The 12740-nt window shown below is 46.6% G+C and carries 14 protein-coding genes; 8 read left to right on the top strand and 6 right to left on the bottom strand.

Features of this window, described 5'->3' with window-relative positions; all coding sequences use genetic code 11:
- Positions 1 to 57: 57 nt before the first annotated feature.
- From BEL04_RS17910 to BEL04_RS17900, 3 genes are all read right to left on the bottom strand, one after another.
- Positions 58 to 519 carry a hypothetical protein gene (locus BEL04_RS17910; protein WP_139113093.1) on the bottom strand — a complete coding sequence of 154 codons (462 nt, stop codon included), beginning with the start codon at positions 517 to 519 and terminating at the stop codon, positions 58 to 60.
- Between the two features lie 93 nt (positions 520 to 612).
- Positions 613 to 2466 (bottom strand): DEAD/DEAH box helicase, encoded by a 1854-nt coding sequence (locus BEL04_RS17905; protein ID WP_066006142.1) that lies wholly within the window; start codon positions 2464 to 2466, stop codon positions 613 to 615.
- Positions 2467 to 2813: 347 nt separating this feature from the next.
- Positions 2814 to 3281 carry a DUF4293 domain-containing protein gene (locus BEL04_RS17900; RefSeq protein WP_066006141.1) on the bottom strand — a complete coding sequence of 156 codons (468 nt, stop codon included), beginning with the start codon at positions 3279 to 3281 and terminating at the stop codon, positions 2814 to 2816.
- A gap of 70 nt (positions 3282 to 3351) precedes the next feature.
- Here BEL04_RS17900 and truA point away from each other — a divergent pair, with 70 nt between their 5' ends.
- The 5 genes from truA (at position 3352) to sucD (ending at position 9108) form a co-directional block, all read left to right on the top strand.
- On the top strand, positions 3352 to 4173 hold the full coding sequence (gene truA, locus BEL04_RS17895; protein WP_066006264.1) for a tRNA pseudouridine(38-40) synthase TruA: 822 nt from the start codon (positions 3352 to 3354) through the stop codon (positions 4171 to 4173).
- A gap of 141 nt (positions 4174 to 4314) precedes the next feature.
- Entirely contained in the window at positions 4315 to 6066 is a 1752-nt protein-coding gene (locus tag BEL04_RS17890; RefSeq protein WP_066006263.1) for an ABC transporter ATP-binding protein, read from the top strand.
- 125 nt (positions 6067 to 6191) lie between these two features.
- The gene (locus BEL04_RS17885) at positions 6192 to 7436 is read left to right on the top strand and encodes a dicarboxylate/amino acid:cation symporter (protein ID WP_066006140.1); all 1245 of its coding nucleotides are present in this window, start codon (positions 6192 to 6194) and stop codon (positions 7434 to 7436) included.
- Positions 7437 to 7568: 132 nt separating this feature from the next.
- Positions 7569 to 8132 (top strand): PPC domain-containing DNA-binding protein, encoded by a 564-nt coding sequence (locus tag BEL04_RS17880; protein WP_083227980.1) that lies wholly within the window; start codon positions 7569 to 7571, stop codon positions 8130 to 8132.
- Positions 8133 to 8226: 94 nt separating this feature from the next.
- Complete coding sequence (gene sucD / locus BEL04_RS17875) at positions 8227 to 9108, top strand: succinate--CoA ligase subunit alpha (RefSeq protein ID WP_066006139.1); 882 nt, start codon at positions 8227 to 8229, stop codon at positions 9106 to 9108.
- Between the two features lie 171 nt (positions 9109 to 9279).
- Here sucD and BEL04_RS17870 read toward each other — a convergent pair whose 3' ends face one another.
- Positions 9280 to 9465, bottom strand: coding sequence for a type II toxin-antitoxin system RelE/ParE family toxin (locus BEL04_RS17870; RefSeq protein ID WP_066006138.1), 186 nt, complete (start codon positions 9463 to 9465; stop codon positions 9280 to 9282).
- Positions 9450 to 9683, bottom strand: coding sequence for a hypothetical protein (locus tag BEL04_RS17865; protein ID WP_066006137.1), 234 nt, complete (start codon positions 9681 to 9683; stop codon positions 9450 to 9452). The genes BEL04_RS17870 and BEL04_RS17865 overlap by 16 nt, the downstream gene beginning before the upstream one ends.
- A gap of 198 nt (positions 9684 to 9881) precedes the next feature.
- Here BEL04_RS17865 and BEL04_RS17860 point away from each other — a divergent pair, with 198 nt between their 5' ends.
- From BEL04_RS17860 to BEL04_RS17850, 3 genes are all read left to right on the top strand, one after another.
- Positions 9882 to 10241, top strand: a complete 360-nt coding sequence (locus BEL04_RS17860) for a nuclear transport factor 2 family protein (protein ID WP_066006136.1) — start codon at positions 9882 to 9884, stop codon at positions 10239 to 10241.
- Positions 10242 to 10342: 101 nt separating this feature from the next.
- Positions 10343 to 11722 (top strand): hypothetical protein, encoded by a 1380-nt coding sequence (locus BEL04_RS17855; RefSeq protein ID WP_139113092.1) that lies wholly within the window; start codon positions 10343 to 10345, stop codon positions 11720 to 11722.
- Between the two features lie 129 nt (positions 11723 to 11851).
- Positions 11852 to 12217: a methionine-R-sulfoxide reductase gene (locus BEL04_RS17850; RefSeq protein WP_066006134.1), complete on the top strand. Its 366-nt coding sequence runs from the start codon at positions 11852 to 11854 to the stop codon at positions 12215 to 12217.
- Between the two features lie 58 nt (positions 12218 to 12275).
- Here the strand turns inward: BEL04_RS17850 and BEL04_RS17845 are convergent, their stop codons facing one another.
- Positions 12276 to 12683, bottom strand: a complete 408-nt coding sequence (locus BEL04_RS17845) for a DUF1761 domain-containing protein (RefSeq protein ID WP_066006261.1) — start codon at positions 12681 to 12683, stop codon at positions 12276 to 12278.
- Between the last annotated feature and the right edge of the window lie 57 nt (positions 12684 to 12740).

The raw sequence follows: 12740 nt of genomic DNA, 5'->3' as shown, positions 1-12740 counted from the left end.
GCTATTAACTAATGAAATTGGTTTGGAAATCCGGGCACATGCCCGGATTTTTTGTGTTCATTTTTTCGTGAATATCATTACCTCATCCAGGTCACGGTCGTCATAATTGAGTAGTAATTGGTATGATGGGGCACGACCCATAAATCCGATATCATCCGGGAAGCCGCGTGGTATAGGTTTTAGCACTATTCCCCAATACATTTTTTCGTGCCCCCAAAAGTTTATCACTGTTCCTACGCTGTCGATGGCCCATTTGCCGGTGGCAGATACCGGGGTTGTGTCCGGATCCGACGAACTGCCCCAGTATGGCACCTTACTCACCTGATATGTCCCGTCGGCCTTAAGAAATATAAAGGAATCTTTTGTGTCTACATCGGGGAGTTCCGATTCGCGTATTGTTTGCCGTTCAAATTTGTAAGGCCCGTCGGCATCTTTTAACTCAGGTTTTTGAGATATTAAACGATCAGCATATGGGCTATTTGCACAGGCAGTTATAAGTGCTGCAATTATGAATATCATGAAAAGCGGCTTAAGTTTCATAGTCTAATATAACAAAAAAAGCCCCGCGAATCTCTCCGCAGGGCTCTATCAATCAAACTAAAATATTAACACTTAAAATCTTCTGCGGCCACCGCTGCTGCGGTCCTCGCGGCGTTTGCCGCTAAAGTCGCGGAAGCCGCCGCCAGAGTTACCGCCATCACGGCGATCGCGGTTATAGCCACCTTCGCGGTTGCCACCACCGTATCCGCCTTCGCGACGACCACTGCCATAGCTCCCACCGTCGCGGCGTTTAAAGTCGCGGTTGCCACCTTCGCGGCGCTCGCTGGTGCCTTCGCCGGCCACTTCAACACGTACCGGGCGGCCGTTAAACTCAGCCCCGCCGAAGCCTTTCATCACCTTTTCGCTGTCCTCGTGCGGTACCTCGAAGAACGAGTACACGCCTTTTACGTCGATCTTACCCACAATACGGCCGCTTATTTTGGCGGTGTTGCAAATGTAGTTGAGCAGGTCGCCGCGGTTCAGGTCGTCAACCGAGCCTAAGTTGATAAACAAGCGGGCATACTCCGAACGGCCGCCGCTGCGCGGATATTTATCGCCGCTGCGCTCGCCATCGCGTTCGCGGGCAAAACGGTCGTCGGCAGGCGCGTTCAGGTCGGGCGCGTTCTTATAGTACTCTAAAAAGCTGTTAAACTCGATCGAGGCAAAACGTTTGATCACTTCTTCCTTGCTCAGCTCCTTAAACTCGTCGTAAATGCGTGGCAGGTATTGCTCAATCTGCTGTTCGTTCACGGTAACGTTGTGTACTTTGTGTACAATGGCGAACAATTGTTTTTCGCAAACGTCAAAACCGGTTGGTATTTCAGCTTTTATAAACTTTTTACCGATCACGCGCTCAATCTGGCGGATCTTGCCCAGCTCTTTAGAGTTGATGATCGCTATCGAAACACCGGTTTTACCCGCACGGGCCGTACGGCCGCTACGGTGGGTGTAGTTCTCGATCTCGTCGGGCAGCGAGTAGTTGATGACGTGGGTAACATCGTTCACGTCGATACCGCGGGCGGCAACGTCGGTAGCAATTAACAGCTGCAGGCTACGTTCGCGGTAACGTTTCATTACCTTATCGCGTTGTTGCTGGCTCAGGTCGCCGTGCAGCGAGTCGGCATTGTAACCGTCTTTGATCAAAGCCTCGGCAATTTCCTGGGTTTCGATCTTGGTACGGCAAAACACGATGCCAAAAATCTCCGGGTTAAAATCGACGATGCGTTTAAAAGCAGCGTATTTATCGCGGGCACGAACGATATAGTATTCGTGCTCGATGTTAACGTTGCCGGTATTTTTTTCGCCCATGGTCAACTCAAAAGGGTCGGTCATGTATTTTTTGGCGATGCGGCGTACCTCGCTCGGCATGGTGGCCGAGAAGAGCCATGTTTTTTTGTCTTCGGGCGTGGTCGACAGGATGTTGTCAATATCTTCCTGGAAGCCCATGTTCAACATTTCGTCGGCTTCGTCTAACACCACAAACTGCACCTCGCTAAAGTTGATGGCTTTGCGGTTGATGATATCCAGCATACGGCCGGGTGTAGCAACAACAATTTGCACACCGCGCTTGATCTGGCGTAACTGATCAGAAATGCTGGCGCCGCCATAAACGGCCACAACGTGTACGTTGGGCATATTTTTGGCGTAATTTTTAAGGTCGTTGGCGATCTGTAAACACAGCTCGCGGGTAGGGCACAGAATAAGTGCTTGCGGATGATTTTCTTCGAAATCAAGCAGTTCCAGTAGTGGCAATCCGAAGGCAGCGGTCTTTCCGGTCCCTGTTTGGGCTAATCCGACAAAATCGTTGCTGCCTGACAATAAAGCCGGTATGGCTTGCTGCTGAATGGGCGTAGGATTTTCGAATCCTAATTCAGCGATGGCATTAACAATATCATGACGGATTCCCAGTTCAATAAATGGGTTCATGAATATTTTAAAAAACGTACTTGGCTACATTGCCAAATATGCCGCAAAGGTACGCTTATTTAATTGCAAAAGCAACGGTGCGGTAACTAATTGAAATAAAAGCATTTTGGTATAGCGGATTAAGGAGCAAGGAACAAAGAGCAAAGATGAAGAATAACCAAGAAAAGGTCTTTTATCCTTGTTCCTTACTCTTTGTTCCAGTTAATCTTAATTCTATGTAGGGCGTTGCCTGCGGCCCGCGCTTTACGCTCATACTGCACCGGCCTTAGCCACAGGCCGGTATCCGCTGCAATCGCTAACGCGGGATGTTCAAAGGCTTTTTGACTTTTGAATTTTAACTTTTAACCTTACCTCAGCCTATCCGCGCTCTTCACCAATTTCTCGTCCTTTTTAATATTACGCGCAGCGCCGAGCAGGAAAACGATGCTGATTGATGAAAGCAACATCCCGATACCATAATTATCTGTACGCAGGGTTGCGCCGTGTAAAACGCCCTGTACGGTTTGGCTCATCCAAAAGCTCAGGCCGATAATGGCCAGGATACTGCTGTAGGCCAGGGCCAGCTGCAGCCTGCGGTTGCTGTACATAAAGATGGCAACGAGCGGTACAATAGCCAGTATTACGGTAATAATGGTCAACATCAGGAAAGATACCGTGCGTGCCGGCTGCCCGTTGATGATCTGGTAAACACCGTCTATCTTGATATTCTCGGCCACGCCATCCACGTTAATGCCGTGCACCAGCGGGAAAAGGAAAAGTGCCAGTAAAGCCAGGCTGGCGAACAGGAAAAATATGCTTTGTATTCTTTGGATCATGATTGTTGTATATTGATAGGGCAAAGATAATTTGTTTAAGCAATTATTACAGCTTTGGTTAACTTTGCGCGTGCCTCAAAATCAACGTTATTTTATCGAGCTGGCTTATGATGGTACCCGTTACCACGGCTGGCAAAGTCAGCCCAACGCGGTAGGGGTACAGGAGTTGGTGGATAAGGCTTTAAGCACGGTATTCCGCACCCCGATCGAAACCACCGGCGCCGGCCGCACCGATACAGGCGTGCACGCCCGGCAGTTGTTTGCGCATTTTGATGTAGAAGAAGAGACCATAGACCATAGACCATGGGCCATAGAGAAACAAAACAACGAAGAGAGCCATGGACTAGCGACTATGGACTATGGACAAAAATTGCGCAGCATCAACGCCCTGCTTCCACACGATATCGCGGCTAAACGTTTGGTCCCCGTTCACCCCGACGCGCACGCCCGTTTTGATGCAACGCAACGTTCGTACGAATATCATATCCATTTCGAAAAAAATCCGTTTTTGAACAATTTTTCATGGATGCTTCGTCACAAACCCGATGTGGATTTGATGAAACAGGCAGCGAAGATCATCATGGAATATACCGATTTTAGTTGTTTTAGCAAATCGCACACGCAGGTAAAAACCAACAATTGCAAAATAAGCCGCGCCGAATGGCTGGAGCAGGATGGTAAACTGATCTTCCATATCTCGGCCGATCGTTTTTTGCGCAACATGGTGCGGGCGATAGTAGGCACACTCATGATGGTTGGCAACGGCGAAATAACACCCGAAGATGTGCGCGAAATTATTGAAAGTAAAAATCGGTCCAATGCAGGCACATCGGTACCGGCCTGCGGGCTGTATTTAACTGAGGTAAAATATCCATACCCCCTAACCCCCTAAAGGGGGAACTCATCCTAAATAATATTTAACTTTGCTGCAGTGAGCGACGACAAAAAAGATAGCAATTCAAAGGCCTCCCCTTCAGGGGGCGGGGGGGGTATAACAGGCAAAGCGTTAGACTGGAAATTACTGGGGCGCGTAATGCACTACGTAAAACCCTATAACAAAACCTTTGTGGTGGCGGCTTTCCTCACGGTGTTTTTAGCGGCTGTGGCTTTAGTGCAGCCTATCCTCATCCAAAAAACGCTGGACGATTATATCCTGCCCGGTAATTACCCCGGGCTGGTATATATGTCTATCGCCATGATCGTGGTATTGATCATCCAAACCGCGGCACAGTATTACCAAACCTTCATGACTAACGCCCTGGGCCAGTCGGTTATCCGCGACCTGCGTATCGATATTTTTAACCATATCACCAGCCTGCGCTTAAAATATTTCGACCGTACGCCTATCGGGATGTTGATTACCCGTACCGTTAGCGACCTCGAAACCATCGCCGATATCTTTTCCGAAGGCCTGATCTCCATCATCGGCGATCTTTTACTGGTAGTAGCCATCATCGCCTATATGCTGTTTGTGGATTGGAAACTGGCGCTCATCACCCTGATACCGATGCCTTTTTTGATAGCCGCTACCTATATCTTTAAGGAAGCCATCAAATCATCTTTCCAGGAAGTGCGTACCCAGGTAGCACAGCTCAATACTTTTTTGCAGGAGCATATCTCGGGTATCAGCATCATCCAATACTTCGCCCGCGAAGATCAGGAATACCGCAAGTTTGTGAACGTGAACACCAAATACCGCGATGCCAACATCCGCTCCAACTGGTATTACTCTATCTTCTTCCCGGTTGTCGAGATATTTTCGGCCCTGGCGCTGGGCTTGCTGGTTTGGTATGGCGCCAAACGGATATTGACCGACCAGGAACTGGTAGCCATATCGGCAAACAAGCGGGGCGTAACACCGGGTGTTATCCTGGCCTTTATCACACTGCTCAACTTGTTGTTCCGCCCGATACGCCAGTTGGCTGATAAATTCAATACCTTGCAAATGGGCATGGTGGGCGCCGATCGCATCTTTAAAGTTTTAGATACCGACGAAGTGGTGGCCAATACCGGCCACCTGCATCCGGAGAACATGGATGGCGAAATCGAATTCAAAGATGTTTGGTTTGCCTATAACGACGAGAACTGGGTACTGAAAGATATTTCCTTCCACGTTAAACCCGGCGAGACCCTGGCCCTGGTAGGCGCTACAGGTGCCGGTAAATCGTCGACCATTAATATCCTCAACCGTTTTTATGAGATCAGCAAAGGCATCGCGAAAATAGATGGGGTGGATATACGCGATTACGATATCAATTTCCTGCGCTCAAAAATCGCTACCGTGATACAGGATGTGTTTTTGTTTTCGGATACCATAGCCAATAACATCAGTTTGAACAACCCGGCCATCACCCGCGAAAGAGTGATCGAGGCAGCAAAAGAGGTTGGTGCGCACGAATTTATTGAACGTTTGCCCGGCGGTTATGATTATAATGTGATGGAGCGTGGTGCAACGCTTTCATCAGGGCAGGCGCAGCTTATTTCGTTTATCCGTGCGCTGGTTTATGATCCGAAGATCTTAGTGTTAGACGAAGCCACCTCATCTGTAGATACCGAAACCGAGATACTGATCCAGAACGCCATCTACAAATTAATGGAAGGCCGTACGGCGATAGTAATTGCGCACCGCCTCTCCACCATCCAAAATGCCGATCGGATCATCGTACTCGACCACGGTGAAATTAAAGAAACCGGCACCCACCAGGAGTTGCTTCGTATTGAGGGCGGTTACTACCGCAAACTCTACGATCTGCAATTTAATTCGGCAGGCATAGCACGCGATTAGTTCATTGGTTCATCAGTTCACTGGTCTTCTCTATTCGTTAGTTTTTCAATATCTTAGGAAACGATATAGTGATATGTGTTATACACAAATGAACTAATGAACCAATGAACCAATGAACTGATCGGATGAACAAAATAATCTCCAACTTAACTTTCCAGGTACTTATCGCGATATTGTTAGGTGTGCTGGTGGGCGTATTTTTCCCGGCGTTCGCGCCATCGGCAAAGGTCATCAGCACCACGTTTGTAAGCCTTATACAAATGCTCATCGCACCCATCATCTTCCTCACCATAGTGTTGGGTATAGCCGGTATGGGCGATATTAAAAAAGTGGGCAGGGTAGGCGGCAAGGCTTTGCTGTACTTCGAGATAGTAACCACGTTTGCCCTGGTGATAGGAATTGTTGTTGCCGACCTGTTAAAACCCGGCGAAGGCTTTATCCATAAAACCCTCGACGTTTCCAAAATTGCCGATTACCAAAAACAAGCCGCAGAGATGAACTGGGTCGACTTTTTTACCCACATCGTACCCAAAAACATTTTCGAGGCTTTTGCCAAAGGTGATATTCTGCAGATCCTGTTCTTTGCCGTGTTGTTTGGTTATGGTTTGAGTCACATGGGCAAAGCAGGCGAATCATTGATCGGCACGTTCGATAAACTATCCAAAGTATTTTTCAATATCATGAAGGTGGTGATGAAGCTGGCCCCCATCGGCGCTTTTGGCGGGATGGCTTTTACCGTGGGCACTTTCGGCATCAAAACATTGAAACCTTTGGGAGCGCTAATGGGCTCGGTTTACCTCACCATGTTCCTGTTCGTTTTTGTGGTGCTTAATATCATTTGCCGGTTGTATAAGTTCAGCCTGTGGCGATACCTCAAATTCATCCGCGAAGAGATACTGGTAGTTTTGGGTACGTCCTCATCCGAATCAGTGCTGCCACGCATGATGGAAAAGATGGAGCAATTCGGCTGCTCCAAGTCGGTTGTTGGTTTGGTTATCCCTACCGGTTATTCCTTTAACCTGGATGGCACGACGATCTACATGTCAATGGCAGTGATATTCCTGGCCCAGGTGTACCAGATACCTCTGTCGCTCACGCAGGAACTGACACTCATCGGTATCCTGATGCTTACCTCAAAAGGCGCAGCTGCGATAACCGGCGGCGGTTTTATCGTACTGGCATCAACCTTAACCGCTACCCAAATGATCCCTGTTGAAGGCATGGCGATATTGCTGGGTGTAGACAGGTTTATGTCCGAAGCGCGGGCTATAACCAATATGATCGGCAATGGGATTGCAGCGGTGGTGATTGCTAAGAGTGAAAAGGAATTTACGCCGGTGGCGGTAGAAGCGTTGCAAATTGATAACTAATAGCGGAATATTTTGACTAATGCTGGCTACTTCGCCGGTTCGGCAACGCAGCAGATACGATAAAGAGCGCGACCAGGTCGGTAAGCATATCAACCCGAAAATTTGTTATTTTAGCGCCTCATTACCTTACCTATGCTCAAAAACTCACTCTTCGCTATTTTTGTTTCCCTAATTACCATCACCGCCTCGGCGCAGGACGAATACGTTAAACCCGGGCAAGTAGTGACGCCAAATGCCGCACCAGGTATGAGGTTTAAACTATTAAATGAAACCGGCCGCGGACACAAAACGTATTTGGTTGTGATGCAGCGCGGCGATGACGTACTTTCGGGCCTCACCGAATTTGCCGAAAAGAACAACATCACCTTTGCCTCGTTTACCGGGCTGGGGGCTATGAGTTCCACACGGATCGGTTGTTACGACAGGGAAAAGCAGATGTATCATATCATCCCCGTTAAGGGCCAGGCCGAAACAGTATCGTTCATCGGCAACATTACCTTGTTTAACAGCAAGCCGGTAGTACATGTGCACATGAGCGTGAGCCAAAGCGATGGCACAGTGCGTGGCGGGCACCTTTTCCAGGCGACGGTATGGCCAACTTTAGAGGTGATCGTAACCGTGGAGCCCATAGCCATCTACAAAAAGAAAGAGACCGATACAGGCTTCGCGCTGACCGACCCTGACCTTACGCAATAATACTGCTACATTTTGTTTTTTAATGTAATTAGATAGGGTGAAGTTTTGACATTATAGTCAATAAGATTAGATTTGCGCAACAAAAATCCAAACCATGAGTGTTTTAGTAAACAAAGATTCTAAAGTTATAGTACAAGGTTTTACAGGTAACGAAGGCACTTACCATGCATCGCAGATGATAGAATACGGAACCCAGGTTGTGGGTGGCGTTACACCAGGCAAAGGCGGCCAAAGCCACCTGGACCGCCCGGTTTTCAATACTGTTAAAGATGCGGTTGATAAGACAGGTGCCGATGTATCGATCATCTTCGTTCCGCCTGCGTTTGCTGCCGATGCCATTATGGAAGCTGCGGAAGCTGGTATTAAAGTGATTGTTTGTATTACTGAAGGTATCCCTACAAAGGATATGGTTTTGGTGAAAGAATACATCAGCGACCGTGATTGCCGCCTGATTGGCCCTAACTGCCCGGGTATCATCACTGCCGATGAAGCTAAAATTGGTATCATGCCAGGCTTTATCTTCAAAAAAGGTAATGTAGGTGTGGTTTCAAAATCGGGTACCTTAACTTACGAAGCGGTTGACCAGGTAGTAAAAGCTGGTTTGGGTATCACTACCGCTATCGGTATCGGTGGCGACCCGATCATCGGCACGCCAACCAAAGAAGCTGTTGAACTGCTGATGAACGACCCTGATACCCACGGTATTATTATGATAGGCGAAATTGGCGGCGGTATGGAAGCCGAGGCCGCCCGCTGGATAAAAGCTAACGGTACTAAACCGGTAGTAGGTTTCATTGCCGGTCAAACTGCTCCTGCAGGCCGCCGTATGGGCCACGCCGGTGCAATTGTTGGCGGTGCCGATGATACTGCTGCTGCCAAGATGAAGATCATGGCCGAGTGCGGTATCCGCGTGGTACAATCGCCTGCCGATATCGGTGCTGCTATGGCAGAGGAGATTGCAAAATTGAAAAAGTAATTAGTACTGAGTATTTAGTATTTAGATATGAGAAATCCTGGCTGTGAGGCTGGGATTTTTGTTTTAGACCCGTGGCTTTTGGCGTGTTCCCCTGATATTTAAGAGTTGAATTTGTTTCTTTCGTGGTTGAACGCGATAAGTAACGATGGTCAATCTGTTAAGTAAACCACGTTATATGGTTTTGTAACGTGTAGATTTCTGAAACATTTCAGGATGTTCTTTCAACAATGCGAAAACCTCGTCAGATTCCTTAACGAAATTTCTGATCTCCCGTTCGGTCCAGTTTTCTTCAAGATAGGTTATAATAGCGTTATAACCCTCAATAGCTTTAGGCGACCAGGCTATTTCGAACGCCATTTGTCATATTTTGACATAGCCTCATCATGAGGGATCAGTTCTCCGGCATCGGCTTGTTTTAGCCCTTCTTCTATATCGGCTTTTTCGTCAGCGCTAAGCGTATCCCACCAATCCGTTTCTTCCGCTTTTTTCAGATCTAAAAAACGTTTGATAACAGAAGGCTCATTGATATCTGCCAACCATTTAATTAAATGAAGTTTTTCTGCCTGAATATCCATTGACTGCGTTTTAATCAAATATAAGTATTTTCAAATCAATTAATACGATCGTTAATCCGGCTGCCAATTTTTTTAGTTTGATATACCCAAAGAGTTTCGCCAAAAAACAATACGACGGACCAAATTTAATAGCCAGTTATTGATTGCTTAACAGTTAATTGGTTAACTTTATAATACAAACCAATAAATCAAAAGATCATGAGTACGCAGGAAGTAGCAAACAAACTGGTTCAACATTGCCGCGAAGGCAAGTTTATGGAGGCCATTGAAGACCTTTACGCCGATAACATCGAAAGCACTGAGCCTATGGTTAACGGCGGGCAGGCTGTTACGGGCAAGGAAGCCGTTATCGCTAAAAATAACGAGTGGTACGCATCGGTAGAAGAGGTGCATAGCGCCCAGGTGTCCGATCCGGTAGTCGGGGGCAATTATTTTTCATGCGCGATGGATATGGATGTTACCTACAAACAGCACGGCCGTACACAAATGAGCGAAATATGCGTGTATGAGGTGAAGGATGGCAAGATCGTCAAGGACATGTTTTTCTATAAAATGTAATTCGAAACCTAAATACTTTAATGAGAGATCCCGGCCGGATGGTCGGGATTTTTTTGTTTCGGGCTAAAAAAATATATTTATACGGATATATCATCAAATTAATGGAATCACAATTATGGGAAGCCGTATTCAAATTTAACCTCGACGAACCGTTGAGCGAATACGGTTTTTCCACACGTCTCGAAAACGAGAACTATTGGCCGGCCAACTTCGCCGCAAAGGCTATAGTCGAATATAAAAAATTCATGTACCTTGCCGCTATATCCGATGAGATGGTTTCACCATCGGTTATAGTGGATATCGTGTGGCATCAGCACCTGATATTTACACAATCGTATGATGCTTTTTGCACGGTATTAGGAAAAAGGATCGCACATATACCTTCTACACACACTAAAAGCGACTTTGCTTTATTTGATCGTGCTAAAAGCCGAACTGAAAAACTTTACAAGGAGAACTTTGGTGTGCAACCTGCCGAAATATGGAATGCTGAGGATATTTACGCCCCGTTAAGCATGAACCGGGCAAAGTCAACAATCGAAAAAAGAATCGGTATCGCATTTGGCCTGCTGATTCCGCTGTTTGCTGTTGCCTATTACCTGTTGCAGCCCTTGTATATCCGGATAGATAACCCCTATTTTATTGAAGGCTATTCTGGTGTCTTTCTAATCTCCATTATTAGCCTTGAGGTTTATAACTCAGGCAGGGTGAGTAAAATTATTAAACAATGGCCTCAAAACAGCTTTGTATTTAACCTGGCACCGCTCGAACTTGTTTATCTCAAAAGCAATGGTATCACGCCCGTTATTCATGGTGTTGTAAACAATCTTGTCGCCAATAAAAACATTAGGATTACTTCAGATGAAAAACTGATAACTGATGATGTTGCAAACATCAATAACCCGGCAATGTTTTGCGCCGCACAAGCTGTTGCTGCCAACCCCGGCATCAGCTATCCCGCGCTGGTAAATCTGTTGAAGCTTAAGCCCGCGTTTAATAAAACAGTACGCTCAATGGATGCGCTCAAAGCACATATCCGCAACTCTGAGCAGCTCATCCGTATTTTCGATCTGAATTTTGCAATCCTGTACGTAGTGCTTTTACTGGGGCTGGTGCGATTGGCAACTGGCATCCTGCGCGAAAAGCCGGTTACTATTATAATTGGTTTTTTAGTGGTTTTTGCATTGATCGCAATCGGGTACCTTTATCGCCTCACTACCATAATCACTACTTACAAGATACCGGCTTTCTATAAGGATGGTATAACACCAACCGATCCGGAATATGATACCTGGGACTGGCAGTATTTTTTATTGGGCAGTGCAGTTTTTGTATGGTCGTTCGCACCATTAACAACTTATGTAGATAACAACACCTTTTTTACTACAGACACATCTGGTTCAGGCTCGTCTTGTGGCTCAAATTGTGGTGGCGGTTCAAGCTGCGGTGGTTCATCCTGTGGTGGTTGCGGATCTGATTAATTTCCGTCAACCACATGTAAACAAGCGCCTGCCAAACAAATCGTGGCCCGCAATTTGTCGTATATTTAAACATCAAACCGCTTTACTAATCAGTGAAATCAAATCAAAAAATCGGAGTAATCATTAAAAATGGAATATAATAAATTAACCCCCGAAGAAGAATACGTAATTGTACATAAAGGTACCGAGCGCCCCTTTACCGGCGAATACACCAATAACAAGCTGCCCGGTGTTTACGAGTGCCGCCGCTGTAATTCGCCCTTATATCGTTCGGCCGATAAGTTCGACTCGCATTGCGGCTGGCCAAGTTTTGACGACGAAATACCCGGTGCTGTAAAACGTGTTTTAGATGCCGATGGCCGCCGTGTAGAAATTGTTTGCGCCAATTGCGGCGCGCACCTGGGCCACGTTTTTGAGGGAGAAAGGTTCACACCTAAAAACACCCGCCACTGCGTTAATTCGTTATCAATGAAATTTGTGCCTGACGAGGCATAATCCTCAATAAATGCTTAACAACAAAAAGGGGCTATCTGTTAAAATAGCTCCTTTTTTATTATCTCCAGGCACCGATAATCAGTCCCATCACCGTAAGGGCAACGGTAAGATAGCCGGCGTTGATCAACATATAAGCGGTCGATCGCTTCTCAAACAGGCCGGTAATAAACAAGCCCATGGCAACCCAGCCAAAGCCTGCTAAAAAACCTGCGGTAGCTCCCCACGAAGCAGTTGTTTTTGCATCGTTTAAAAACATGGCCAGGTTAAAGGCCATTACTAATGTCCATAAAAATGCCAGGCCGAAGAGCTTGCCTTTATTGCCCTGCTTTGCCTGTTCTTCGGTGATACCAGTTTCGCGCATCCAGGTGGCGCCGAATAATATCTTTGAGTACCATAGGCCGCCAATAATAAAGCCGGACAAAGTTGCCACAATAATTGCGGCCCAGTTGAGTTTCGAAATGTCCATAATAAGGTTTAAGTTAAAAGGGTGAATATTAGTTAAATATACAAATTCGACGACATA

The sequence above is a fragment of the Mucilaginibacter sp. PPCGB 2223 genome (assembly GCF_001705515.1).
Taxonomy (GTDB): Bacteria; Bacteroidota; Bacteroidia; order Sphingobacteriales; family Sphingobacteriaceae; genus Mucilaginibacter.
The sequence above is the reverse complement of the archived record's forward strand: the minus strand, read 5'-3'. Positions and strand labels throughout refer to the sequence as shown.

Excerpts from the sequence above, each read along its gene's own strand:
- BEL04_RS17910 (WP_139113093.1), bottom strand. The coding sequence starts at position 519 with ATGATATTCATAATTGCAGCACTTATAACTGCCTGTGCAAATAGCCCA.
- BEL04_RS17905 (WP_066006142.1), bottom strand. The coding sequence starts at position 2,466 with ATGAACCCATTTATTGAACTGGGAATCCGTCATGATATTGTTAATGCC.
- BEL04_RS17900 (WP_066006141.1), bottom strand. The coding sequence starts at position 3,281 with ATGATCCAAAGAATACAAAGCATATTTTTCCTGTTCGCCAGCCTGGCT.
- BEL04_RS17890 (WP_066006263.1), top strand. The coding sequence starts at position 4,315 with ATGCACTACGTAAAACCCTATAACAAAACCTTTGTGGTGGCGGCTTTC.
- BEL04_RS17885 (WP_066006140.1), top strand. The coding sequence starts at position 6,192 with ATGAACAAAATAATCTCCAACTTAACTTTCCAGGTACTTATCGCGATA.
- BEL04_RS17880 (WP_083227980.1), top strand. The coding sequence starts at position 7,569 with ATGCTCAAAAACTCACTCTTCGCTATTTTTGTTTCCCTAATTACCATC.
- sucD (WP_066006139.1), top strand. The coding sequence starts at position 8,227 with ATGAGTGTTTTAGTAAACAAAGATTCTAAAGTTATAGTACAAGGTTTT.
- BEL04_RS17870 (WP_066006138.1), bottom strand. The coding sequence starts at position 9,465 with ATGGCGTTCGAAATAGCCTGGTCGCCTAAAGCTATTGAGGGTTATAAC.
- BEL04_RS17865 (WP_066006137.1), bottom strand. The coding sequence starts at position 9,683 with ATGGATATTCAGGCAGAAAAACTTCATTTAATTAAATGGTTGGCAGAT.
- BEL04_RS17860 (WP_066006136.1), top strand. The coding sequence starts at position 9,882 with ATGAGTACGCAGGAAGTAGCAAACAAACTGGTTCAACATTGCCGCGAA.
- BEL04_RS17855 (WP_139113092.1), top strand. The coding sequence starts at position 10,343 with ATGGAATCACAATTATGGGAAGCCGTATTCAAATTTAACCTCGACGAA.
- BEL04_RS17850 (WP_066006134.1), top strand. The coding sequence starts at position 11,852 with ATGGAATATAATAAATTAACCCCCGAAGAAGAATACGTAATTGTACAT.
- BEL04_RS17845 (WP_066006261.1), bottom strand. The coding sequence starts at position 12,683 with ATGGACATTTCGAAACTCAACTGGGCCGCAATTATTGTGGCAACTTTG.